Origin of the sequence: Hoylesella shahii, assembly GCF_937990675.1 — a bacterium.
GTDB classification, from domain to species: Bacteria; Bacteroidota; Bacteroidia; order Bacteroidales; family Bacteroidaceae; genus Prevotella; species Prevotella shahii.
This window is the reverse complement of sequence record NZ_CALKQY010000022.1, coordinates 57,678-82,295: the sequence shown is the minus strand read 5'-3', so window position 1 is coordinate 82,295 and position 24,618 is coordinate 57,678. Positions and strand designations below refer to the sequence as shown.

17 protein-coding genes and 1 tRNA gene are annotated in these 24,618 nt (G+C 43.8%); 5 read left to right on the top strand and 13 right to left on the bottom strand.

Going from position 1 to position 24,618, the window contains the following annotated elements:
• Nucleotides 1–13: 13 nt before the first annotated feature.
• The 5 genes from QME03_RS02890 to QME03_RS02870 form a co-directional block, all read right to left on the bottom strand.
• Nucleotides 14–1,678, bottom strand: coding sequence for a VWA domain-containing protein (locus QME03_RS02890; protein WP_281723396.1), 1,665 nt, complete (start codon nucleotides 1,676–1,678; stop codon nucleotides 14–16).
• Nucleotides 1,679–1,896: 218 nt separating this feature from the next.
• Entirely contained in the window at nucleotides 1,897–2,895 is a 999-nt protein-coding gene (locus QME03_RS02885) for a vWA domain-containing protein (protein ID WP_025816376.1), read from the bottom strand.
• A gap of 24 nt (nucleotides 2,896–2,919) precedes the next feature.
• A complete protein-coding gene (locus QME03_RS02880; RefSeq protein ID WP_110370153.1) occupies nucleotides 2,920–3,999 on the bottom strand; it encodes an RING finger protein in 1,080 nt (359 codons plus the stop codon).
• The gene (locus QME03_RS02875; protein WP_273264115.1) at nucleotides 3,996–4,874 is read right to left on the bottom strand and encodes a DUF58 domain-containing protein; all 879 of its coding nucleotides are present in this window, start codon (nucleotides 4,872–4,874) and stop codon (nucleotides 3,996–3,998) included. Before QME03_RS02875 ends, QME03_RS02880 begins: the two co-directional genes overlap by 4 nt.
• A 1-nt stretch (nucleotide 4,875) precedes the next feature.
• Entirely contained in the window at nucleotides 4,876–5,871 is a 996-nt protein-coding gene (locus tag QME03_RS02870) for an AAA family ATPase (protein ID WP_273264116.1), read from the bottom strand.
• Between the two features lie 1,084 nt (nucleotides 5,872–6,955).
• Between QME03_RS02870 and QME03_RS02865 the strand changes: the two genes are divergently transcribed.
• Nucleotides 6,956–7,714, top strand: coding sequence for an amidohydrolase (locus QME03_RS02865; RefSeq protein WP_273117026.1), 759 nt, complete (start codon nucleotides 6,956–6,958; stop codon nucleotides 7,712–7,714).
• A 205-nt stretch (nucleotides 7,715–7,919) separates the two neighbouring features.
• Here QME03_RS02865 and QME03_RS02860 read toward each other — a convergent pair whose 3' ends face one another.
• The 5 genes from QME03_RS02860 to QME03_RS02840 form a co-directional block, all read right to left on the bottom strand.
• Nucleotides 7,920–8,492 (bottom strand): metallophosphatase domain-containing protein, encoded by a 573-nt coding sequence (locus QME03_RS02860; RefSeq protein ID WP_273149271.1) that lies wholly within the window; start codon nucleotides 8,490–8,492, stop codon nucleotides 7,920–7,922.
• A gap of 282 nt (nucleotides 8,493–8,774) precedes the next feature.
• Complete coding sequence (locus QME03_RS02855; protein WP_281723395.1) at nucleotides 8,775–10,424, bottom strand: ATP-binding protein; 1,650 nt, start codon at nucleotides 10,422–10,424, stop codon at nucleotides 8,775–8,777.
• A gap of 105 nt (nucleotides 10,425–10,529) precedes the next feature.
• The gene (locus tag QME03_RS02850; RefSeq protein ID WP_281723394.1) at nucleotides 10,530–12,977 is read right to left on the bottom strand and encodes a DUF262 domain-containing protein; all 2,448 of its coding nucleotides are present in this window, start codon (nucleotides 12,975–12,977) and stop codon (nucleotides 10,530–10,532) included.
• A 4-nt stretch (nucleotides 12,978–12,981) separates the two neighbouring features.
• Nucleotides 12,982–14,874 (bottom strand): DUF262 domain-containing protein, encoded by a 1,893-nt coding sequence (locus tag QME03_RS02845; protein WP_281723393.1) that lies wholly within the window; start codon nucleotides 14,872–14,874, stop codon nucleotides 12,982–12,984.
• A gap of 59 nt (nucleotides 14,875–14,933) precedes the next feature.
• Nucleotides 14,934–15,854, bottom strand: a complete 921-nt coding sequence (locus QME03_RS02840) for a WYL domain-containing protein (RefSeq protein ID WP_281723392.1) — start codon at nucleotides 15,852–15,854, stop codon at nucleotides 14,934–14,936.
• Nucleotides 15,855–16,102: 248 nt separating this feature from the next.
• Between QME03_RS02840 and htpG the strand changes: the two genes are divergently transcribed.
• The 4 genes from htpG to QME03_RS02820 all read left to right on the top strand — a co-directional run bounded on the left by htpG (nucleotide 16,103) and on the right by QME03_RS02820 (nucleotide 20,972).
• Nucleotides 16,103–18,157 (top strand): molecular chaperone HtpG, encoded by a 2,055-nt coding sequence (gene htpG, locus QME03_RS02835; protein ID WP_281723391.1) that lies wholly within the window; start codon nucleotides 16,103–16,105, stop codon nucleotides 18,155–18,157.
• 151 nt (nucleotides 18,158–18,308) lie between these two features.
• Nucleotides 18,309–18,382, top strand: a tRNA-Arg gene (locus tag QME03_RS02830).
• 227 nt (nucleotides 18,383–18,609) lie between these two features.
• Nucleotides 18,610–18,891, top strand: a complete 282-nt coding sequence (locus QME03_RS02825) for an HU family DNA-binding protein (RefSeq protein ID WP_025816388.1) — start codon at nucleotides 18,610–18,612, stop codon at nucleotides 18,889–18,891.
• A 506-nt stretch (nucleotides 18,892–19,397) separates the two neighbouring features.
• Complete coding sequence (locus tag QME03_RS02820; protein WP_281723390.1) at nucleotides 19,398–20,972, top strand: Rne/Rng family ribonuclease; 1,575 nt, start codon at nucleotides 19,398–19,400, stop codon at nucleotides 20,970–20,972.
• 278 nt (nucleotides 20,973–21,250) lie between these two features.
• Here QME03_RS02820 and QME03_RS02815 read toward each other — a convergent pair whose 3' ends face one another.
• From QME03_RS02815 to QME03_RS02805, 3 genes are all read right to left on the bottom strand, one after another.
• Complete coding sequence (locus QME03_RS02815; protein WP_273113760.1) at nucleotides 21,251–21,607, bottom strand: hypothetical protein; 357 nt, start codon at nucleotides 21,605–21,607, stop codon at nucleotides 21,251–21,253.
• Nucleotides 21,608–21,863: 256 nt separating this feature from the next.
• Nucleotides 21,864–22,214, bottom strand: coding sequence for a hypothetical protein (locus tag QME03_RS02810; protein ID WP_281723389.1), 351 nt, complete (start codon nucleotides 22,212–22,214; stop codon nucleotides 21,864–21,866).
• 643 nt (nucleotides 22,215–22,857) lie between these two features.
• Entirely contained in the window at nucleotides 22,858–24,573 is a 1,716-nt protein-coding gene (locus QME03_RS02805; RefSeq protein ID WP_281723388.1) for a fimbrillin family protein, read from the bottom strand.
• Between the last annotated feature and the right edge of the window lie 45 nt (nucleotides 24,574–24,618).

Genomic DNA, 24,618 nt, shown 5'->3' with positions numbered 1-24,618 from the left:
GTTAACATCGTTGTTACCAGTTTTTCTCAACCGTTCTTCTCGACGGCTGTTGCGTTGCCTTCTTCAGTCTTTGCTGAGTGGCTTTCTCGTCTTGTATGGCAGCGTTGAGCAGTTGTTCAGCGTTTTCCTTACTCATTTGTTCTTTGGGTTTGGGTTGCTGTTTCTCTTTTTGTTTTTGCTCTTTTTGCTGTTCTTTTTGTTGTTGTTGTTGCTGTTGTTGTTTCTGTTGTTCCTTATTGTTTTTGTTCAAGCGTTTACACAGAGCTAGGTTATAGCGCGTTTCGTTGTCATTGGGATTATTGCGCAAGGCTTCTTCATAGGCTTTAATGGCGTCGCCATATAGCTGATGGCGTTGGCAGATGGTGCCAATGTTGTGGTAAGCCATAGCCTTACGAGTTTTGTTTGCCTCCATTTTACCTGCGTTTTCAAGTTGAACAATGGCTGCCGAGTCTTTTTGCTGCATCATCAACGCATTACCCAGGTTGTAAACCGCGTGTGCATTGCTTCCGTTTTGCGACATAGCTTTGCGGTATTCCACTTCTGCTTTAGGGTAGTTTTGGTTGCGATAGAGTTTGTTTCCTGTTCTGATAAAGTGTCTGTCGCTTTGTGCAAAGGCCAATGTGGGCACAATGAGCAGAAGCAACATGGCCATTGGTTTTTTAGAACCAAAGAGATGGATGTTGCGCAGCTTAGGATTTTTTATATCGAGGATGAGTATTTCGGCAATAAGCAGAATGATAACGATGATACACACGGCTTGGAATTGTTCGCCATATTCGCTATATATCACGGCTTGTGTGTCTGCTCGTTGCAGTTTAGCCAATTCGTCGTTTAGTTTTTCTTGTGCGTCGTTGGTGTTATCTACGTGGATATAAGTTCCTTTTCCGGCTTGTGCAATCTCCTTACACATGGTTTCATTAAGTGCTGTTAGCACAGTTTGTCCGTTGCGGTCGGTGAGATAGCCTCCCTCTTGTAGTGGAATGGGCGACCCTTTGGTGCTACCAATGCCCAGAATAAACACGCGCACGCCTTTGTCGTTGGCAGCTTTAGCCGCTTCGAGTGCGCCCCCTTCGTGGTCTTCGCCATCTGTTATCACGATAACCGCTTTGCCAATGTCTTTTTGTTGGCTAAAACTTCTCATCGAAAGATTGAGTGCTTTGGCGATGTCTGTGCCTTGCGTGGCCACCAGAGAGGGGTCTATGTTTTGCAAAAACATTTTGGCCGACACGTAATCTGTGGTAATGGGCAACTGTACAAAGGCGTCTCCTGCAAACACAACGAGTCCAATGCGGTCGTGTGTAAAGTGGTCAACGAGGTTTTCGATAAGCAATTTGCTTTTCTCTAGTCGTGAAGGCACAACGTCTTGAGCCATCATCGAGTTGCTCACGTCGATGGCAATAACGGCTTCAATACCGTTTCTTTTCTCGTGGGTTATTTTCGTTCCCATCTGTGGACGAGCCAACATCACCACCAAAAGGGCAAAGGCGAAAACGGCTAAGCCTAGTTTAACCCATGGCCGATAGGCAGAAACATCGGGCATGAGGTCTTTAAGTAGTTCTGGATCGCCAAAAGCTTTCAGTTGTTTCTTTCGTTTGCGATGGCCTAAGAGGGCTACTAATACCAATACTGGCACTAGTAACAGCAGCCATAGATATATAGGGTCTTCGAATCTAAACATTTCTTTTTCCAGTTAAAATGGGGTTGTATTTTGAGGAGTTTAGGTAACTAGGCATTCTATGAACACTAGGGAAATCAGGGCTCACTAGGGACACTAAAACAACTAGAACCATGCGCAGCTTTGTGGGCGTTGGCCATATTTCTCACTCTTTCACCTTTAAACAGCAAGGCATATTACTCCCCTCTCCCCTTGGAGAGGGGTTGGGGGTGAGGCCTCTTTTACGGTATTCGCCTTAGCACAGTGGTGCGCAGCAGAATTTCAGCGAGCAGCGTAAGGATGGCCAAGATGGCGAAAGGCTGGTAGGCCTCGTAGAGTTTAGAGAACTTCTTAACGCTCATTTTCGATTTCTCCAGCTTGTCGATATCCTTATAAATCTGCTTCAATTCTTGGTTATTTGTTGCGCGATAGAAATTACCGTCGGTAGTGGCGGCGATGTCTTTAAGCACTTTGGTGTCTATTTCTACGGGCATATTAACATATTGCACGCCACCAGCCACAGGCATAGGATAGCGAGCCACCTTGTTAGTGCCCACGCCGATGGTGTAAACACGTATGCCTAGACTTTTAGCGATGTTGGCACTAGTCATCGGAGAGAGGTCGCCCATGTTGTTCGAACCATCAGTAAGCAGAATTACCACTTTGCTTTTGGCCTTGCTATCTTTAAGACGCGAAACGGCGTTAGCCAGTCCCATGCCAATAGCAGTACCGTCTTGAATCAGTCCTCTGGCAGCAATGTCGGTTCTAACGCTTTGCAACATGTTGAGTAGCGACGTGTGGTCGGTGGTCATTGGGCATTGCGTAAAGGCTTCACCTGCAAAGATTGTCAGACCGATATTGTCGTTTGGTCTGTCTGCAATAAACTCAGCGGCTACTTCTTTAGCGGCCTCCATACGATTAGGTGTGAGGTCTTCGGCCAGCATCGACGTCGAAACGTCCATGGCTAGCATGATATCGATGCCCTCCACTTGCTTGTTACCCCACGAAGTATGCGTTTGTGGTCTGGCCAAGATGATAACGGCCAGCGCAAAAGTGGCACACCTCAGCAGCACAGGCAAGTTCATCAGTCGCATTCGCCAGCTTTTGGGAGCGTAGCGATAGGCCTTTGTGTCGCTCATGCGCAAGGTGGGTTCGCCCCTTTTTTTATAGATGAAGTACCAAAACAAGTATGGTACAAGGAGCGCAAGCAGAAAGAAATATTCTTTGTTAGCAAATTCCATAATGGTATTTATCCTTGAGGTTTGTTAACCCAGCACATCGTAGAGGCTGTAAGCGATGTACACCGCTATGGCCACCACGCAAACGCCGATGGTCCAAATAACAGTTTTGAGTGCCAGTCGTGTTTGTTTTGTACGTTTATCGGCCTCGGTAAGCTCGGGTACGATACGTTCTGTGTCGGGTTGGTTTTCAATCTTGGTCTTGTCGATAAACTCAATAGCGTTAACCAAGTTGAGGTCGTTCTCGTTAATCAGCGTGGCATATTTGGCAAATTTCACCAAGTCGGCTGTTTGGAAAATCTCTTTTAGTTCGTTCATCATTTCCTGATTGCCATTAGCGTTTAGGTGTTCGATGATTTCCGAACTGGTCATCTCCATGGCATTAAAGCCAAAGCGTTCGTTGATGTATTGTCTTAGGGCGTCGGTGAGTTGCGTGTAATACTCCTTTTGATTTTCCGATGCGGTCATTCTCTCGGCTTTTATGCGTTCGATGGCCGTCATAGCCTTTTGGTGAGGCAGTATTTTCTTTACTATACGTATGCGTGTGATAACGGGCTTGTTTTGTTTGAGCCTCACGAAGAGGTAAACGCCCAATGCAGCAAGCAGCAGCATCAGCACGCTTAAGTAGAATATTGACGCCCATGGTTCGTCGGCCCACGAGAAAGGATTGTTCTGAACGTCTTTCGGTGGGAAGAACTGATTGGGGTGAAGCGTGTCTACGTCCATCGTAACCACTTTTAGTGCCAACACGTTAGCTTCGTATTCTTTGTTGTTCACCTTTACTTTCAGTCCTGGTAGCGAGTATAGTTTCTCGTCGAACGAGGTGAGCGTGTAGCTTTTCGTGGTTTTTTGCAGTCCATTGTCTAGCTCGGTAGTTTCCTCTTCTGAGGTTTGTAGCACCTCAATACCAGGCACCATGTGTTCCGAGGGTTTAAAGTTGGGGAACACCACCGCTTGCCCTTTGGGTGCCGTTACAATCAGGTGTAGGTTCGTTTGCTGTCCGATAAAGATGGCGAACGAGTCTATTTTCTGTTCCACAGTTACCTGAGCGTTGGCGACAAGAGCCAATAGCGCGACGATGAGCAGCGTTACTTGTCGTTTAATCATCTGTTTTGTCCTCTTTGCATGAATAAAAGCATCAGTGCTTTAACATAGTCTTCGTTGGTGGCCACCGACACCCAGTCTACGTTGCTTTGTGCGAACGTGGTCCGAAGTGTGTTCATTCTTTCCGTCCAATAATCGTTGTGTGCCCGTCTAAGTTTAGCACTGGCAGTGTCGATAAACATTTCGTGACCTGTTTCGGCGTCCATCACCTTCATCAATCCCACGTTGGGTAGCGTCTTTGCACGTTGGTCGTACACCTGAATAGCCACTACATCGTGTTTAGAATTGGCAATTTGCAGTTCTTTTTGAAAACTGTTATCGGCGTAAAAGTCGCTCACCACGAATGCGATGCACCTGCGTTTCATTACCCTAGTGAGATATTCGATGGCCGCGGCAACGTTCGTTCGTTTGCTTTCGGGTTTAAAGTCGAGCATCTCGTGAATGATGTACAGGATGTGTTTACGTCCCTTTTTGGGTGGGATGTATTTCTCAATGCGGTCGGAAAAGAAGATAACGCCAATTTTATCGTTGTTTTGTATGGCGCTAAAAGCCAAGATGGCGGCCATCTCGGTGGCCATTTCTCGTTTGGTGCGTTGTGCTGTTCCAAAGTCGAGCGAGCCACTCACGTCGATGAGAAGCATCACGGTGAGTTCGCGTTCTTCTTCGAACACCTTAACGAAAGGTCGGCGAAAGCGTGCCGTTACGTTCCAGTCGATGTCGCGCACGTCGTCGCCAAACTGGTATTCTCGCACCTCCGAGAAAGCCATACCTCTGCCTTTGAAGGCCGAGTGGTATTGTCCCGCGAAGATGTTGCTACTAAGTCCGCGGGTTTTTATTTCAATTTTCCGTACCTGTTTAAACAGTTCGAGCGCATCCATCTTAAGGCACCTCCACCTTATTGATAATTTTGCTTACGATTTCTTCGCTTGTTACGTTGCTTGCTTCGGCCTCGTAGGATAGTCCGATGCGGTGTATCATCACATCATGCACCACAGCGCGCACGTCTTCTGGCACCACATAACCGCGATGTTTGATGAAAGCATAAGCCCTTGCAGCTTTGGCAAGATTGATACTAGCACGAGGCGAACCGCCATAGTTGATGAGTGGCTTCAGTTCGGCTAGCTGATAGCGTTCGGGATAGCGCGATGCAAACACGATGTCGGCGATGTATTGTTCGATTTTTTCGTCGATATACACCTGGTTAACCACGTCGCGCGCCTTCAGAATGTCGTTGGCTGTGGTAACGGGCATCACCTTGGGCAGTCCGCCGTGAATGTTTTCGCGTATGATGAGCTTTTCTTCTTCCAGTGTGGGGTAATCAATAATCACCTTCAGCATAAAGCGGTCTACCTGTGCTTCGGGCAGTTGGTAAGTACCTTCTTGCTCAATGGGGTTTTGCGTGGCCATCACAAGGAAGGGTTTTGGCAAGGGGAAAGTTTTTTCGCCAATAGTTACCTGATGCTCTTGCATGGCTTCGAGCAGTGCACTTTGCACCTTTGCGGGGGCACGGTTAATTTCGTCGGCCAGTACAAAGTTGGCAAATACAGGACCTTTTTTCACTTGGAAGTTTTCTTCTTTTTGCGAATACACGAGCGTTCCGATAACATCGGCCGGCAAAAGGTCGGGAGTGAACTGTATACGACTATAATCGGCGTCAACAAGTTGAGCTAATGTTTTAATTGCGAGTGTCTTTGCTAGTCCAGGAACACCTTCCAAGAGAATGTGTCCATCGCTAAGCAAGGAGATGAGCAACGATTCGATGAGGTGTTTTTGCCCCACGATAACGCGGTTCATGCCTGTTGTCAGGTTGGTTATAAATGCGCTTTGTTGCTCGATAAGTTGGTTTAATTCACGGATGTCTAAAGATTCTGCCATAATGTATTACTTTTCTAAGTATTAATTTATGGCAAAAGTACAACATTAATAACATATTTCATCATGTTCGCCTCTAAATATTATTAAATAACGCGTGCTTTTTGCATAAGTCAAGCGTAGGTAGGGGTATTTCTGTTGTTTTTTACAAAAAATACTTGCTGTTGGAAACTCTATGAAGAAGCCTGATTTAAGGGGGTGTTATGGTTTTGCGCATTAAATCTAAGGAAGAGTGTTTTTGTAAAATATTGCGTGTAAATTTTAACATTATGAGTGGCTTGTTATTCATCAAATGCCCACTTGTGTTCAAATATTCGATTCTCGTGGGCGTTGTTTTTGCGTAAAAGGGGGATGCTTGAAAAGCGAAGTTTAGGTAGTTAGATGGTGTATTTAAATGCAGTTTTAGCGTAAAAGTGCGCTATTTGGTGCTAAAAGTGCTGCTATTTGGTGCAAAATGCATTGCTATCTCGTGCAAAACGCATTGCTATCTCGTGCAAAATGCATTGCTATTTGCTGCAAAACGCAAGGTTAAATGTAGCAAAACACTGTTCTAAATGCAAGAAAATACATAGGTTGTTGGTGCATGATACATTTTTATTCTATTAAGAACGTTGTGCAAAGGCTAGGAAATGGAGCAAAAAATGAGTAAAAAGTAGGCTGTTTTGGTGCAAATAGCTGTTTTTTGCGATAGTAAATTTTGTTAGATCTACTTCAAATAGAAAGGCGATTTGATGCTAAATGCTATGTGTTTTCTTGAAAGTGGACAATGTGTTGAGCTTTGTAGGTGGAATTTTAGCACTAAATTCCAGTAAAAACGATTAATTATTCTCTAGAATGGTGTGAAATTTAAGATCTGTTTTGTAAATAAATGCGTATGTTTTTAAGATTTCTAGACTTAGAACTTTTGAACCTTAGAGTGGGTGAAGTTTTAAGTTGATGAGGCTTTGTGCTTTTAGGGTTTTAAGCTTTGAATTGGTGTGTTTTGGGATTAGCGTGTTTATGAGTTTGTTAGTTGTTGTGTATTTCTTTTGGTGTTTCGCTTAAAAATGCTAGCTTTGCGGTTGAAACATCGCTAAAAATAGAAACAATGGAGATAGCATTATTGCAAACCGACATCGCTTGGGGTGACAAAAAGGTGAACCTTGAGCAAGTGGAACAGTTGATGAACCAACATCCTGGGGCGCAGCTTTATGTGTTGCCCGAAATGTTTGCCACAGGGTTTATGGTGGGCGAAGGTGTTGTTGTGGAACCTGCTGATGGCGATGTGCATCGCTGGATGGTGCAAACGGCCACACAAAAAGGATGTGCCGTTGCTGGTAGTGTGGCGGTGGAAGTGGACGGAAGGCGACATAACCGCTTTTATTTCGTTATGCCCGACGGCGTGACATGGCATTACGACAAGCGTCATCTTTTTACATACGCTGGCGAAGACAGGCTTTACACCAAGGGCGAAGACCGCGTTGTGGTGCGCTATGGTGGCATGCGCATTCTTTTGCAGGTGTGTTACGACCTGCGTTTCCCCGTGTTTAGTCGCAACCGTGGCGACTACGATGTGGCCATATATGTGGCCAACTGGCCCACGGCGCGCCTTTTTGCTTGGCAAACGTTGCTTAGGGCGCGCGCCATCGAGAACCAATGCTTTGTGTTGGGTGTTAACCGCGTGGGCAACGACCCTGCTAATGCTTACAGTGGAGGCACTGTTGCGCTTGACCCACAGGGCCAAACGCTGGCCGAATGTAGAGCAAACGAGGTGGATGTGGCACGCGCCACGCTCTCTCTTGAGGCGTTAGAGCAATTGCGACGCTCATTTCCTGTGATGAGGGATGGGGATGTGTTTATATTGTGAGGTAGTAAGTGGTAAAGTAGTAGGTAGTAAAGTTGCAAGGCTAAATGCTTTGTTGCAAGACGTTAGCGTCTTGATAAACTTGTCAACTCGTTAACTTGTCAACTCGTCAACTAGTTATCTTGTCAACTTACAAACTTGTCAACTTACAAACTTACAAACTTGTCAACTCGTTAACTTGTGACCTCGTCAACTAACCACCCTTTGTTTACGTTTCGAGTGTAAGCATTGCGGGGGCGTTGACTAGGTGGTATTGGTCGTCTAATACTGCGCCGTTGGAAAACACGGTATTGCCAAATACATCTGTTCCATACGACTCGTGGGCGTGACCGAAGAGGTGGAACTTGGGTTTAACTTCCATTACGCGATTGCGGAGTGGCAGGTTACCCCAATGTGTTCCATTAGACTTGTCGCGTATCATCATGGGTGGTTCGTGGGTGATAAGCACGTCAACGGCGTTGGGTATAAGTATTTCGCAATGGTTGTAACCTAGTCCGAAGAACTTTACACCCTCTATTTCGCATGCCTTGTCTTGAAGAAAAAGCACGTTTGGGGGTAGGTCGTCTATGCCCTCGGCATCCCAAAGACAGAGGTCGTGATTGCCTGTTACGAAGAGTTTGTGCGGATGGGGTAGGGCGATGTACCAGTTAAGGAAGTCCAACGCCTCTGCTTCCGTTCCCCTGTCAGTGAAGTCGCCGCAATGAATCAGTACGTCTGCCATTGACATGTTTTGCAATAGGCCGTGACGATTGTGGGTGTCGGAGATTTGTAGGATGGTCATATTATAAGGAATTAAAGTAGTAATGGAGTAAGGAGTAAGGAGTAATGGAGTAAGGAGTAATGGAGTAAAGGAGTAAAGGAGTAAAGGAGTAAGGAGTAAAGGAGTAAGGAGTAATGAGTAAAGGAATAAGGAATAAAGCAATAAAGGAGTAAGGAGTTATGGAGTTAAGGAGTTAATGAGTTGAAAAGAATGTTTGCTACTCTGCAACTAGGCATTTGGCTTAACTCCTGAACCCCTTAACTCCTTAACTTCTCAGGACAACGACCTAACTCCTCAAGCAATTTATTTGCTGAATCCAATCTGCGAAATGCCATAAGTTTCTTTGCTTTCGTTCTCACTACATTTGCAGAGAGTGGGCAGCTCTTCTGTTGGTGGACCATAGAGAATGGTGTTGATGGCATACCTGCGCGCCACGTTTTCTATTTGTCCGCCCGACAAGTTGTAATGACTGGCTAGCCAACTAGCCGTTTCTTCGCTTATTTCTGGCATGATGGACTGCCAAATATGGCGGCGCGTTTGGATGGATGGGGCGTTGAACTTCACCTTATAAAGAAAGCGACGCTCGAAAGCCTTGTCGAAGTTTTGCACCAGATTTGTTGTGGCAATAAGTATGCCGTCAATCCTTTCCATCTCTTGAAGGATAATGTTCTGCAACGCGTTCTCCATCTTGTCTGTTGCCCGTTCGGCACCTTTATGGCGCATGCCAATAACAGCATCGGCCTCGTTGAAAAGCAGTATGGGAGCTAGCGATTGGCTTTCCACCTGGTTGCGGTAGTTGTCGAAAAGGGCTTTGATGTTCTTTTCGCTCTCGCCCACCCACATGCTCTTAATCTGTTCAACGTTCACTTGGATGATGTTGCGCCCGGTTTTACGTGCCAACTGCAACACGGTTTCTGTTTTGCCAACGCCAGGCGCACCGTAGAATAGGCAAGTAAAGCCACAGCGAAAGCCTGCCTCCTTCATTCTGCTGTGTATCTGGTGATAGCGTTTTTCATCTAGTAGGTCTTCCAGCTCGGCAATCTGCTGTTGTGTATCTTTCTCGTAGAACAGTTGTTTGGCAACAACGTCTTTCGCTTTTATCATGCCTTTGCAGGCTTGAGACATGCTGGAGAGGTTCAACTCGCTTAGCAGTTCGCGCTTGGCCTGTCTGGTAAGGCGGAACGTTTCTCGGTCTGCCAGTCCGTTGTCATTCCCATATTCTATCAGCTGCAAGTATTGTAAGGTGTGGCATTTTACGTTAAGCATGCATTTAATTCTGTTCCATTGATTTTTGCGGAAGAGAAACTCGATGTCGTGAAATCTTATTTCATCGTCGTCGTTGTTTGCAAATAGGTGGCAAAAGAGAACGAGCAACGTTTGGTCTTCCTCGTTTAGGTCATATTCCCGCAGCTTTCTCGAGAATGCCAGGTGGGTGTTGTGTTCCAAAAGGCATTGGATTTTACTTGCTGTTTGTTCGTACGACAACTCCTTGTCTTTTCTCATCTCGAAGACGGTTTCTAGTTCCATCATCAGCTCAGTGGCCGAAAGGTTGGTCTTGGCCTTCACTACAAACGCCTCGTTGTTCGTAAGTGCCTCGATAACATCTATGGGCACACGGAAAGCGATCTGGCGTTCGTCTTCTCGTTTGAGGATGTACTCGCGGCGAACAAGTTCGTCTACATCGTTCATGCACTTGATAATCTGAATGGTTGTGCATTGCAGAAACTCTGCAATGTCGCTTGCGAGTATGTTTCTGCTGTCGCTCTTGTCGACGAAGAGCGCGAGCATCACGCTCTGTCGCTTGCTCAATTGCAATTTATCGGCGATGAAACAGATGTATTCGTCGGCCTTGTTGTAGAACTCGTCACTTAGTCCCGACCCCTTTGCCAATGCCACAATGTGCTCCATTGCTTCAAGCAAATTCATGTCTTTCATTTCTTTCTTTGCTTCCATCTTTTTTCTTTTATATTGATTGATGATGCAAAGTTAAGCCAAGGCTGTGCCGAAACGAGGCACAGCCTTGGGGAATGTGTGGGGATATTGAGAATAAAAGCGACTTTATTCTTGCATCTTGATAATGTCTTCCAATAGATTGCAGAAATCTGTGACACAAGGATTAATACCTACATCTTTGCAATAGTATTCTTTGCTTGCATTAGGCGTAGAGGCATTACGGGTTTTAAATGAACTCCATTTTTCTTCCATTGCATAAACCTTGTTGTCATACCAGTATATAAAGTAGTATGTCTTGTCGCCGAACAGATAATTAAAGTAAATACCCCAACCTTTAAGCATATTACAATTTGGGATTTTTTGCTCCGTGTAAATGTTTATCTTGCCAGCTGTCTCGCATTCATTTAGCAACTTATTCCTATGAAAATCATTTTGGTCAGGAATGAAGCCTTCGAGTCTTGGTGGGTAGATAGCCCATTTGTAGTGAATGTTCTTGATGCGGTATCTCCTTTCTTGGTTGGCGACAAAGTTAAGAAGATTGGTAGAATACAAGTCTTTATAGATTTCGAAATCACCTTCACGAACAGTTATATTGAGATTATTCATTAAAATTTGATGTACTGCTGTAGCCCATTGACTTCGAAGGAGAATTCTATTTCTCCATGTCTCAGCAGTGTTGTCTAATACAAACTTATCGCCCTCTATTAAGCTTTGGTAGTCTTTGGCTTGGTAAAGGACGGCTTTCAGAACTAGAGCTTTCGACTTGTACTTGTATTCCTCGGTGTCTTTAACCCCATTCTTGTCGAAAAACTTTTGGACGTTAATCCATTTCTCATCGAAGAAGCCCACTGTCCACTCATCAGCATTGTTGCGAATTAGGAAACGAATACCACCATCAAAGAATGCAAATTGCTCCGCTTCTTCAATGGTTTCTTCCCATGTGGTATAGTTGCTTCCGTCCTGCTTGCGACAACTTCCTTTGTACAAAGCAAGGCTGTCGTCGTCGGCAAGAATTACCTTAGCTTTTTCTATTTCTTCTATAAGTTGTCTTCCAAATGCGTTGTTTGGTGCAGTCTTATCGTAGTATTTAAGCTCTTTGTAAATATTATGTGCATCGAACCCTGATAGCACGCTGATAACGCTTTTCATGCTGCTTACGCTATCTATAGCAAGGCCACCGTCGGGATTTCTTACCGAAGCCATATTCCATACAAATCTCATCCAATTTTTTAGGTCTTTCTTCTCTAAATCAGTATTGGCTGCACCCTCTTTAAAAAACTTACAAATAGCATAGAATACTACGCGTTGCTGTTGAGTAATGCTGTCTACTACCAACCATTGCGTTTCAGTGTCTGCGCAGACGTTTTTACCCACGTTATCTATTTTGTATTGTGGAATGAATTGGAATTCACTGGACCATGGTCGAGAAAGGGCCGCTTGCTCAACATTAGAAATGGACAAGTTATCAAGAATTACTTTTAAATCATCAAACAATACTTTGTCAATCTCATTGTTCCATTTATAGTTGTCCAAGCTTTTATATCTTACAGACCTATTGTGTTCTTTTGTTTTCCTTCCTGTGAGATATGAATAATATTTGTCGTCCTCATCTTTAATGTCTTCGATGTGATAGTTAAGGAAGAAGCGATTTAAGAATTCGAAATATATCTCATCAACCCTATTGTTTCCCGACCTGTTTTTCCAAAAGAGTTCCATCCATGTGGTGTCTAAAGAGATGGGAATGCCTGTCTTTATGTCGAGAAGCGATTTCCATTCTTCGTTGTCTTGTGCTTGCTTGCGTATGTAACCAACAAGGTCGGCCTTGAAGTTCTCAAACATTGTCAGCTGTTTGCCACGGGCATTCATCTTTATATATAGGTCATCCGACAGACCGAAATGGTCGAGAGAAAGTTGATAGAAGACAATTGGTGCATCTTCTGATGTTAGTATCTTCCAGTATTCCTCAAACTTTTCGGGCGTTGTGTCTTGGAACAGCTCCTCAATGCCGTCTGTAATGTCTTCACCATATTTATCATTTAGTTTCGTTCCACTAAGCATTCTCAGCAAAGCTTGTATGGTTGGGTCCTGCTTCCAAGCAGCGGGAAACCATGTTCGGCTTGTGATAAACTCGGCTATACCAGTATCAGAGGCTGTTTTAAATGTCTCAAAGTTAGTAGGTATACACAATTTGTGAAAGAACTCGCGTGAAGATATTCTTGTTTCGTAGGTAAAGTTCTTTAACATTTGGCAAGCCTCTTCCAGCTTGTTTGCTCTCAATGCAACATACCAATGCAATAGCCACAAGGTTGTTAGTCTTTGTTGCCCATCTAATGGTTGCATCTTTGCTTTGTCAACAGCCCCATAAACAAAGTCGAGTTTCAGGTATTGTTCGCCGTTGGGCAGATTCTTGTCTAAGGCTTTTTTCAGGTCGATGAGAAAATTTTGGCGTAAGTATTCTTTGCCAAGCCTGCCTTGAGCGTAATCACGCTGAATGATTGGTATTTCAATGTTGGTGTTGGAAATGAAATTCCAAAAAGATATTTTGTTGTCCATGATTTTATTTGTCTAATTGTTTAATGCATGCTTCGATGTCGTTAAGGTAACCCTGTGCGTCGGTTTCTTTCGTCCAATAGTTGATGTCGCCGATGGTGGACGAATAATACTTCATGAAAACATTTCGTGTGCAGGGTGGTACAAATGGAGAGTTGGCATCTGTTTCCTCTTCAATATTAAATCTCTTATCACGTGAGAGCTTTGGAATAGGTATCAGCTTTCCTTTGTCTTTCCCAATGATTATGCGACGTTTGGCCGAGAATATGGCATTGCCATAGCTGCGGTTGGTTGAAGAATCGAGTAAAGTATAGTTCCAAATCCTATTCTTTTCTTCTTGTGACCAAGGCTCATGTTCAGGGATAGATTCTTTGATCTCTGCATATTTACTTTTCTTCTCATCCTCATCTTCTATGTCGAAGTAACTGGATATTTGGTCTTGCACATCTTTATGAACACTCCAATACACATTGAGCAACCATTCCCCTTGGGTAACTGTGTCGGTTTCTTCGTTTTCTGTATTCGAATTGATGTGTTCAACGTCCCATTTCTCTTTCTTATAAAGGTGGAATGGGAACTTATAGAATGCGGCAAGTTGCTCTGTTTCTTTTTCCTTTATGTTCCTGTTGATGACAGTTTGGATATTATGGAAAAGCAGAATGGGCTTGCATCTTGTTTTACCTTTGCCATCTTGATACTCATGTTCAAGTGATGGACAGCCGCCTATCACCTTCTTTATTTCTTCTTTTAGTGTCTTCAAGAATCCTTTCTTGTCTTCCGATTTGTTCCAATATTCTACAAGTTGGGAAATGCTATCTGCCTTACAATCAATAAGAAATCCTACGTAATGATACAACTGCAAGTCGTCGTACCATTCCACAAAGGTGTTGAACAAGCTTTTAACCTTTTCCCAACAGAAATCGATAGAGGGCCTATTTCGTGAGAAGTATTGATAGAAATATCGGAAAGTCCTGTTTGCGTCTGTGCCAATGTGTTTGAGTTCAGTTTCTTCCAGTTCAAGCATGTTGAGCTCACACATCAATTCGAACAAGAAATCGATGCGCGTTGGGTTCTCATAACCCACTTCGTGTAGGAAAAGCCAAAAGTCTTCTTTTTGCAAAGTGTATTCTATTCTGTCCCATTCAGAAGCTATCTCTTGTTGCCTTAGCTTGAGTGCAGATGGGTCTTCTTTCTTAAAGTTCGAACTGTTTAGTAACAATGCCTTGATAAGTTCGGCATTGGTAAGGCCTATCTTCCCTATATTTAGCCTTGTGAAGACTTTTATTGGATCTTCATCTACCGATTCATACCAAATGAAACGAACGTTGTTTGATTGGTCTATTGTAGGTTCGTCTTCATCACAAGATGATGCGAGCAGTGTGTTTGCAAAACACCATTTGTTTGCTTTTGTTTCTTCGAACCATTGCTTTATCGTGCTAAGTGCTTTGCTGGCATGGTAGTAGTCAACTTTTTCACAAAACTCTTTGTCTGATTCGGTGATTTGTTTTAGGAAGTTGGTGCTTACGTTTGCCTCACGTTGATATCTCAACTCATATAGATTTGAGGGTAAGTTCATTGCTTCTATCAGTGCTTTCATGGTAGAAAGAATAAGGTATATGGTGGTCAGTCGTTGTTGCCCATCAATAACTTCATACCAAGTGTCGCCCACTTCTAGTTCGTTGGCTTGCTTTTCTTGCTCGGTCATGGCACGTACCACAAGTGGTTGCAGACAATAAAACTCGCCTCGCTTCTTTTCCTTTTTGCCGAAGTCATTAATGTCTTCTAGCAAATCTCTCACTTCTTGTTCAGTCCAACGATAGCCTCGTTGGTAACTTGGAACAAAGAACTTCATGTTGAGCAGTTGACTAACTGCCATTACTTCAATTTTGTTTTCTTCCATAATAAACAATTTGTATTGATTTAACTTGTGTTTGTTCTTTTATCTGTTGGTTTCTGAAATTATGAATAGTCTTCCTCTCCATACCTTTCCGTCATCTCCCTTATCTTCTCTTTCATCGTTTCTCTCAGCCATTGAGGTTCAATCACTTCCACATCGGCTCCAAGCGAGAGCAGTTCTTGTTGGAAATCGAAAGTGGGACGAAGGCGAAAGGCGAAGGTGCAGCGGTTGTCTTCGGGCGCGAGTTCGCGTTGCGAGGCATGCAAAGGCAGGTCGCGAAGATAATGAGCTTGCCATTCGCTAACCCTTAGCGTCACTTCTTCTGTAGCAGTGTTGTCGCCAATGATAACGCCGAAACAATCGTTGAAGAACGCCTTCGCATCGAAATCAAGTGGCAGCGCAAACTTATTACCCGTAAGTAACTCCAAGTTAACGATGCGGTCGAGCGCATACACCATCACCTTATTATAATAAGGAGAGCGTGCCGCCATGTACCAACGTCGCCTAAACATCTTAACGCAATAAGGTTCTGCCTCGAAAGTGGTAGCCGATGGGCGGTAATAGCTGTGATAGGTAACGCGCAGCGTGTGGTTCTCGCGCATGGCTTGCAATATTGTTTTTAGCTGTTGGTTGTTGGTAGGCGTGGGTTGTAGCAGTATTCGGTCTTTCATTCGTTGGTTTTCCATGAGCAGGTTACCCTCCGTGATGGTGTCGAAGAGCCATCGTTTAAGTGTTCCGTTGGCTATTTCGCCTTCGTTTGCGATGTAATAGGCATAGCGTCCCTTGCGTTCGCACTCGATAACAAGGCCCAATAAGTCTTCTACTCCGATGCGCCATTTATGGAAAGTGCGCAGCGGAAGGTCTTCTCCACCGCTGAAATCAACTTCTTTACGCCACTCCTCGTTAATCTCTTCGAAAGTTATTTTGCATGCTTTATATATGGTTTCGGCTAGCCAAATGTATTTGTTTAGTATCTTCGACATGGCTTTATGGTTATTAGTTATGCAGCAAAGATACGTAGAACCTATGTAAAAACTGTGCATAGCTTTAACTTTTTACTAGAAAAATAATAAAGTATTTGTATTATCGGGTTTATGGGTTCGATAGTTGTTTGTCTGCCTTATCTGTCGATGTGCCATCTCTTTGCACATCATTCCATCTTGGCACAAAGTTTGCATATCATGCAAACGTATAACGATTATAACGAACTTAACACATTATTATATATAACATGCAAAAAGGAAACATAGGGGTAACAACAGAGAATATCTTCCCCGTGATAAAAAAGTTTCTCTATTCAGACCACGAGATTTTTCTTCGCGAGTTGGTTTCTAACGCCGTAGACGCTACCCAGAAGTTGAAGACGCTGGCAGAGCGTGGCGACTTTAAAGGCGAACAAGGCGACTTAACCGTGCGTGTGAGCCTGGATGCCGACAAAGGAACACTAACCATCAGCGACCGAGGCGTGGGAATGACGGCCGACGAGATTGACAGATACATCAACCAAATCGCTTTTTCGGGCGTAACCGACTTCCTCGACAAGTACAAAGACAACGCCAACGCCATTATCGGACACTTCGGACTCGGTTTCTACTCGGCCTTTATGGTGAGCAAGAAAGTGGAAATCATCACGCGCAGCTATCAAGAAGGTGCGCAAGCCGTGAAGTGGAGTTGCGATGGGTCGCCCGCTTACGAGATTGAAGAGGTGCAGAAAGACGACCGCGGCACCGACATCGTGCTGTATATCGACGACGATTGCAAAGAATTCTTGGAGAAAACGCGCATACAACAGCTGCTCAACAAGTATTGCAAGTTCTTGCCCATCCCCATCGCCTTCGGCAAAAAGACCGAATGGAAGGATGGAAAGCAAGTGGACACAGAAGAAGACAACATTATTAACGATGTGGAACCGCTGTGGACAAAGACTCCAAGCACGCTGAAAGACGAAGACTACAAGGCGTTCTACCGTACGCTCTATCCCATGCAAGATGAGCCCTTGTTCTGGATTCACCTCAACGTAGACTATCCGTTCAACCTCACGGGCGTGCTTTACTTCCCCCGAATACACAGCAACATCGAGTTGCAGCGCAACAAAGTGATGCTGTATTGCAACCAAGTGTTCGTTACCGACCAAGTGGAAGGCATCGTTCCCGACTTCCTCACGCTCTTGCATGGCGTTATCGACTCGCCCGACATCCCCCTAAACGTGAGCCGTAGCTATCTGCAAAGCGATGGCGACGTGAAGAAAATATCGACCTACATCACCAAAAAGGTGGCAGACCGCCTGCAAAGTCTGTTTAAAGAAGGCCGCAAGGGCTTTGAAGAGAAGTGGGACAGCCTGAAACTTTTCATCAACTATGGCATGCTTTCGCAAGAAGATTTCTACGAACGAGCCAAAGATTTCGCCCTGTTGAAGGATGTAGACGGCAAGTATTTCACCTACGACGAGTATCGTACACTCATTAAGGACAACCAGACCAACAAAGACGGACAATTGGTTTGCCTGTACACCAACAACAACGAAGAACAATACTCGTACATAGAGGCCGCTCGTGCCAAGGGTTATAGCGTGTTGTTGCTCGAAGGCGAACTGGATGTGCCCGTGGCCTCGATGTTGGAACAGAAGTTGGAAAAGTGCCACTTCGTGCGTGTAGACAGCGACATTGTGGAGCGACTGATACAAAAAGACGGCGCCCCGAAGAGCAATATAGACGAGGCCGACCGCGAAAACCTTTCGCAAGTGTTCCGCTCGCAGATGCCGCACATCGACAAAGCTGAGTTCAATGCCGAGGTGGAGGCTATGGGCGAAACGGCTCAACCCATACTTATCACCCAAAGCGAGTACATGCGCCGCATGAAGGATATGAGCCGTTTGCAGGCTGGTATGGCCTTCTATGCGCAAATGCCCGATGCTTATAGCGTGGTGCTAAACAGCGATCATGCCTTGATAAAGCGCGTGTTGGAGGATTGCAAGCAATCAACGGCCGACACGTTGCAGCCCGTTGAGGCCGAAATTAAGGGCTTGGAGGCTCGCTTGGCCGCACTGCACCAACAACAATCGGCCAAGAAACCCGAAGAGATTACTGAGGAAGAACGTGCCGAGGTGAGCAAAATCGAAAAAGAAATTGCCGACCAACGTGCGCAGAAACAAGCTGCATTGGCCGATTTTGGTAAGAGCAACGACATTGTTCACCAACTCATCGACCTAGCTTTGTTGCAAAACGGACTGCTTAAGGGAGCAGCATTGGATGCATTCTTGAAGCGTTCGGTGGCTTTGATAAAATAAGATGGGCACGTGTTGAAGGGGCTAAAATCCCCTTCAACACCCCCAAATTAAGCGAGAAATAACCAAAATCGTACTTTTTTGATAAAAAGTTGCTGAAAAGTTTGGTGGAAAGAAAAAAACTCTATACCTTTGCACTCGCAATTCAGAACAAGGTTCCGTAGCTCAACTGAATAGAGCATCTGACTACGGATCAGAAGGTTGTGGGTTTGAATCCCGCCGGAATCACAAGAATTGAGGCTGATACATCATAGATGTGTCAGCCTTTTTTGTGTGTAAATCTTGTGTTCTGTAATGTAAGGCGTTGAGAATAAGCAAGTTTGTGTAGAATAAAATCACTCCTTTGTGCGTAAAAAAAGGCAAATATATTTTCTAATCACATAAAAAACTCGTATATTTGCACTCCGTATCCGAGAAAGGATGAAATAGTAAATCATTAAATAACAACAATAAGAATGACAAAGGCAGATATTATCAACGAGATTGCCATGCAGACTGGCATCCAAAAGAAAGATGTTTCAGTGGTAGTTGAGAGCTTTATGGAGACTATAAAAGGCAGCTTGTTGAACAAAAAAGACAATGTTTACCTTCGTGGTTTCGGCAGCTTTATTATCAAGCATCGTGCAGCTAAGACCGCACGCAACATCGCCAAGAACACAACAATCACCATCGCCGCACACGACTTGCCGTGTTTTAAACCGGCCAAGAGCTTTGTTGAAAGCATGCGTGGCGAATAAATAAAGGTGGAAACAATACATATATATTATATTAACATTTAAAAATTACAGCTATGCCAAGCGGAAAGAAAAGAAAACGCCACAAGATGGCTACTCACAAACGTAAAAAAAGACTGAGAAAGAATAGGCATAAGAGCAAGTAAAACACTTGCCTAACGCTTATTCGCCATTGAAGGGTAGGCCGACAAATCCGCAGAGGACGGCACGGCTAGCCCTTTAGGCAAGGTTCTTTTGAAGGCGAGTTCTATAAAATGAGCATCATGCTTGTTTTTATAGAACGCGCCTGTAAGTCTCTTTAAAGGTGCATGGGTATTGAAACACTACTAAACAGCCGAATTGCCAAACAACAGTGGCGATGGATGAGGCTAAACAGAAAGTGAAATAAACGCAAACACCTTTAACACGCACCATATAGCCACCTGCAGAGATGCATCGGCCAAACATAAAGACTTAACAGAACTTGCCTAATACGTACTTACGACGAGAACTAAGGAGCTAATAAGAAGATGACTAGCGAAGTAGTAATTGACGTTCAACAGAAAGAAATCTCGATAGCACTGCTAGAAGACAAAAGACTAGTGGAATATCAGAGCGAACCACGTGAAGTTTCGTTTTCTGTTGGAAATGTCTACGCAGCGAAAGTAAAAAAACTGATGCCCGGGCTTAATGCCTGTTTCGTAGACGTTGGATTTGAACGCGACGCTTTTCTTCATTATCTCGACTTAGGAAGTCAATTCGATTCATACGCCAAGTACCTTAAACAGGTGCAAAGCGACAGGAAAAAACTTTATCCCTTTGCAAAGGCATCGCGACTTCCCGACTTGAAAAAAGATGGTAGTGTGCAAACTACGCTCACCTCGGGACAAGAGGTGCTGGTGCAAATTGTTAAAGAACCCATATCCACCAAAGGGCCGAGGCTCACGTGCGAACTGTCGTTCGCTGGACGTTACCTCATACTTATTCCCTTTAACGATAAGGTTTCTGTCTCTTCTAAAATTAAAAGCGGAGAAGAAAGGGCACGACTAAAACAGCTCATTCATAGCATTAAACCTAAAAACTGTGGCGTTATCGTGCGAACTGTGGCCGAAGGTAAAAGGGTTGCAGAACTAGACGCAGAACTAAAAACACTCACGCAGTACTGGGAAGAGGCTATCGAAAAGGTGCAGAAAACCCAAAAAAGACCGCAATTGGTGTTCGAAGAAACAAGTAGGGCTGTGGCTTTGCTACGCGACTTGTTCAACCCAACCTACGAAAACATCTATGTTAACGATGAAGATGTATTCAAAGAGGTGAAGCACTATGTATCGATGATTGCACCAGACAAGGTGGACATCGTGAAACTCTATTCGGGAAAGGTGCCCATCTTTGATAATTTCAACATCACTAAGCAGATTAAATCGAGCTTTGGGAAAACTGTAAACTACAAGCACGGCGCATATCTTATCATCGAACACACTGAAGCGCTGCACGTTGTTGATGTTAACAGCGGTAACCGTACACGTTCGGAAAAGGGACAGGAAGCTAACGCATTAGAAGTGAACCTTGGTGCAGCCGATGAATTGGCTCGACAACTACGACTTAGAGACATGGGAGGCATCATCGTGGTAGACTTTATCGACATGAATGTCGCTGAAGATAGACAACTACTCTACGAAAGGATGTGCAAAAACATGCAGAAAGACCGCGCACGACATAATATCTTGCCACTAAGTAAGTTTGGACTGATGCAAATTACAAGGCAACGCGTGCGACCGGCAATGGACTTAAGTGTTGACGAGACCTGCCCAACATGCTTCGGAAAAGGAAAAATAAGGTCGAGCATCTTGTTCACCGACCAGCTTGAAAGAAAGATAGATCGGCTTGTTAATAAGATTGGTGTTAAGAAATTCTATTTGCATGTGCACCCCTACGTTGCTGCTTATATTAATAAAGGGTTTGTTTCCTTGAAACGACAGTGGCAATTGAAATACGGATTTGGCTTGCACATCGTCTCTTCGCAGAAGTTGGCTTTTTTGCAATACGAGTTTTACGATGCAAACAAGCAGTTTATCGACATGAAAGAAGAGATTGAGACGAAGTAGTTTTTCAAATGGATTGACCTTTTACGAAAGCCATTGACTTTCGATTGGTTTTAATCACGAATTGAACTTACGAGATAAGAAAAGTAAACTAATAAAGAAGGGAGAAAGGCCTGTGTGGCTTTTCTCCCTTTTTATTGGTTAAAAATTAGTAGATTAGTCACCCATAAGTAGGCTAATCCCCATATCGATAACCTTGCTGTGCGTGTATAGTTGCCCATCCCAGCAATAAGGTTAATATAATCAATATTCATCTCATAATTGTGGTATTTTAGTCGTTGTTAGTTTTCGTAAAACTTTATCATCCCCACATAGTGTGGCCAAAGGTGGTCGGCTGTTTCTGGACCAACCCATTTTTGAAACATCGGCACACGAAAATGAACAATGTCGCCTTCGTTCATCTTTTCGCCGAAGTCTCTATCATAAAAACCGATAGAACTTCCCACAGGTACACCTTTCTTGGAGGTTGACCGTGTAATTAGGATGATGTTATAATACTCATGGTTGTTGCTCTTGATGAGCGACAATATTTTCCCCTCATACTTTATGTTTTCAAGATTCACTTCAGTGTTACATGATGTACCCAAAGCTAAGGGGAAAAAGAAAAGCATGAGCCATAAAAGTATTTTATGTTTCATATTGTTTTGAATTGTTTTTTTAGGATGGGTTCAATTGTTTTACCAGTGTTAAGCATCAGAACAATCCTTGGACGAATAATAATAGGGCTATCCCCCCTCACTCTTTAGATGTGCGAGGCGTAATCCTCGCCCTGTAATATATTGCTTTTGGTTGTTACAATATTATTGTTTGGATGCAACTCTAGAAACGGTTGTAATCAATAATAGGGAATGTAATAATGAATAATCGTTTCATAATCGTTATTATTTGGCGTTGTTAGTTATCATAAAATTCTACTATTCCGATAAACATTGGCCATCGGAGATCTGCTGTCCTAGGCCCTTGCAATTCTTTGAAATCTATCACGTGGAAATGAACAATGTCGCCCTCGCTTATCTTTTTGTCGTATTCCGTGCCAACGAAGCCAAGAGTTACCCCTACCGGTACCCCTTTCCTAGAAGACGATTTTGTAACTCTAATGATGTTGTAAGGCCAGCCTTTTCCTTCTCTAATAAGAAATTCTCCTTCGTACCTTATGCTTTTAAGATCCACCTCCGTGTTGCAGGCCGTACCCAAAGCTAAAGGGAAAAAGAAAAGCATGAGCCATAAAAGTATTTTATGTTTCATCTTGTTTTGAATTAATTATTTGTTATGTAATAAGGATTAATAAACGTTGCCGACAAACAATGGCTTGCCGGTGTTAATAGGTAAAGGGTGGCGTATTGGTATTCATAGGCGTTGTATTGTTAGTTGATAAGTTTACGAGTATACAAGTTGACAAGGCCAGATGTTAGTTGACAAGCTTACGAATAAGCAAGTTTACAAGGTGGCTTGTATGTCTCCGCATTAACTCGCGATTAAACGAAAACGTGCGAACGTAACTTGTGTTTACGCTGTAAAGTTATGTAAAAAAATCTAATTCGCAATCTTTTGTTGTCGAAAAATTGAATGTGAGATTAAATTTACTGATAGAAGTTGTTTTGACTTTTGTTATTTCGGACAGCATTAAAATGTTTTGAACCAATAATTTCCAGCGCAAACCGCTCTCGTGGACGAGGGATGAACCTCGTTTTCTCTTGCTTGATAGGCTTTTGCTTACCATAAGTTCATCGATGTATGGTGTGTTTTGAAGCAGGTAGTAGGAAAAAGTGTATAAAAAACGTGGAGAAAGGATGGTTTAACTTAGCACATCTCTTTTCTCCACGAATTATTTGTTAGGCAAAGGCAATTAAAAATCTAAGTTTCAACTTTGTCTTTCCCTATTAAACCCTTAATTTGCAAGTATCGGGCGAATGCTATACATGTTGCGTTTGGGATTAATGGCACTAGCACCCTTTGTCGTTCCGTAGAAGAACAAGTTTTGGTATTCCATATACTGGCCCGTAAAGGCTTGAGCTTGTTCGCAGTTTGTACCACAAGCGGTCCAATACATACCTTGGCTACCAGGCTTGTTAAGTCTTGGAGTGCAGTCTATATAGTCGGTGTAGCTTCCTGCAAATGGGAAGAACACACCCTTGCAAATATCCTCTTTCGTGAATTGCTTCATATAGCAACGAGCATACGACAGACCGTGAGCATCTCTATTAGAGCAAACAAGCTTTCTATTGTCTCGGCTAAGCACCCAACCTTTGAGGCAATTGTTTACAGTGGGGTCGAACAAAATACCGTAGATAACATTGTTGTTGCAATCCTTGTAGTAGCCAATATATTGGCCAGTTTTTGCCATTAGCTTGTCGAAATCGCCCTTTGTAGGAAGTTTCCATTTACCACGCGATGCGTAATAAGCCAAGTCGCCGTAGTTTTGGGTTGAACTAAGCATTGATGGGATGTTGCCTCGTACTGTCCAGTAGTAGCACATGAAAGCGCGACTGTAGCGATAAGCCTCGGCAATGTCGCCCCAACGGAAGTGGTCGAACTTAACCGTTTGTGTTGCATTGGGCATACAAGCACCCTGTGGAGAGGTGCCACACTTGTCAGTGTAGAAGTAATCCCATGGATTTTTAGCCAAGTGGTAGCCGCTAACCCATCCAGTTCTTTGGTCGCCAGGCGTATATTGCAGGTTGTATCTGCTCCATTTCACACCGTCGATGTCCACCCAAGGCGTGCATCCCATGTTCATTGTGATGGTATAATATCTAGCGCGTTCAATGCGCATGCCATCAGTAAGGGCTTGTTCGTACTCGCTTCCGTCTGTTGTTTGGATAGTAAACACAGGTCTATAATTGTCGTTAGGGAACACGGCAACATAGAAAGAGTCGAGTGGTGCACTAGGATTAATGGTGAATGTGTAGCTACTGGGGTTGTCAATCTTAGATGGGAACACGTATTGTCCAGTCTTTAGGTTAAACTCTCCCTTCGATGGTTCGTTCGAGATGGTAAGGCTTTTGATGTTTTTAATGGGCTTTCCATCATTACAGAATTTCACTAAGAGTAGTGCATACTGCTTTCTAAAATTGATAGTACCCCAACCTTTAAAGTCGGTAGTCGAGATATTTTTGGCAAGTCCCCAACTATAATCCACATACTTAATATTCTCAATCGTTCCATCTTGTTTACCAGTAACGGGATTACCGTTTTCAATCACCGTGTTTTGGTCTAAGCTAACGCTAACATTACCAGGCGTAACGCCGTAATCGTTTTGCTTAAAGGGATAGAATAGGGCGATGTTGTCACCTTTTTTGCATGTCACCTCACCCTCGAATTTCATTGTCTTTCCGCCCTCTAAGGCCACAATGTAGTCGAACCCGTTTGGCGTAGTTAGGTTATAGGCTATAAATTTGTCGCCTTTAACCCATTTGTTGCCGTTAATAAGGCTCACACTCGAGCGAGTGAGAGGCTCGTTTTCAGTGGTGATGGTGAGTGTACGTTTAGCGCTAGTGCCAGCATCTATTTGGCTTTCGCTCTCGTTGTTAATGTCGGTAGCACACGAAGCTAAGCCAATTGCGATAGTGCCTAGCATCATGCTGTAAAGTTTCCTGTAGGTCATATACCTGTTATTTTGAGTATAGATTGTTCAAATTCTGTTCCTTTC

Coding starts and splice junctions, on each gene's coding strand:
- htpG (WP_281723391.1), top strand. CDS start 16,103: ATGCAAAAAGGAAACATAGGGGTAACAACAGAGAATATCTTCCCCGTG.
- QME03_RS02820 (WP_281723390.1), top strand. CDS start 19,398: ATGACTAGCGAAGTAGTAATTGACGTTCAACAGAAAGAAATCTCGATA.
- QME03_RS02810 (WP_281723389.1), bottom strand. CDS start 22,214: ATGAAACATAAAATACTTTTATGGCTCATGCTTTTCTTTTTCCCTTTA.
- QME03_RS02815 (WP_273113760.1), bottom strand. CDS start 21,607: ATGAAACATAAAATACTTTTATGGCTCATGCTTTTCTTTTTCCCCTTA.
- QME03_RS02860 (WP_273149271.1), bottom strand. CDS start 8,492: ATGACCATCCTACAAATCTCCGACACCCACAATCGTCACGGCCTATTG.
- QME03_RS02855 (WP_281723395.1), bottom strand. CDS start 10,424: ATGGAAGCAAAGAAAGAAATGAAAGACATGAATTTGCTTGAAGCAATG.
- QME03_RS02885 (WP_025816376.1), bottom strand. CDS start 2,895: ATGGAATTTGCTAACAAAGAATATTTCTTTCTGCTTGCGCTCCTTGTA.
- QME03_RS02845 (WP_281723393.1), bottom strand. CDS start 14,874: ATGGAAGAAAACAAAATTGAAGTAATGGCAGTTAGTCAACTGCTCAAC.
- QME03_RS02825 (WP_025816388.1), top strand. CDS start 18,610: ATGACAAAGGCAGATATTATCAACGAGATTGCCATGCAGACTGGCATC.
- QME03_RS02890 (WP_281723396.1), bottom strand. CDS start 1,678: ATGTTTAGATTCGAAGACCCTATATATCTATGGCTGCTGTTACTAGTG.
- QME03_RS02870 (WP_273264116.1), bottom strand. CDS start 5,871: ATGGCAGAATCTTTAGACATCCGTGAATTAAACCAACTTATCGAGCAA.
- QME03_RS02875 (WP_273264115.1), bottom strand. CDS start 4,874: ATGGATGCGCTCGAACTGTTTAAACAGGTACGGAAAATTGAAATAAAA.
- QME03_RS02865 (WP_273117026.1), top strand. CDS start 6,956: ATGGAGATAGCATTATTGCAAACCGACATCGCTTGGGGTGACAAAAAG.
- QME03_RS02840 (WP_281723392.1), bottom strand. CDS start 15,854: ATGTCGAAGATACTAAACAAATACATTTGGCTAGCCGAAACCATATAT.
- QME03_RS02880 (WP_110370153.1), bottom strand. CDS start 3,999: ATGATTAAACGACAAGTAACGCTGCTCATCGTCGCGCTATTGGCTCTT.
- QME03_RS02805 (WP_281723388.1), bottom strand. CDS start 24,573: ATGACCTACAGGAAACTTTACAGCATGATGCTAGGCACTATCGCAATT.
- QME03_RS02850 (WP_281723394.1), bottom strand. CDS start 12,977: ATGGACAACAAAATATCTTTTTGGAATTTCATTTCCAACACCAACATT.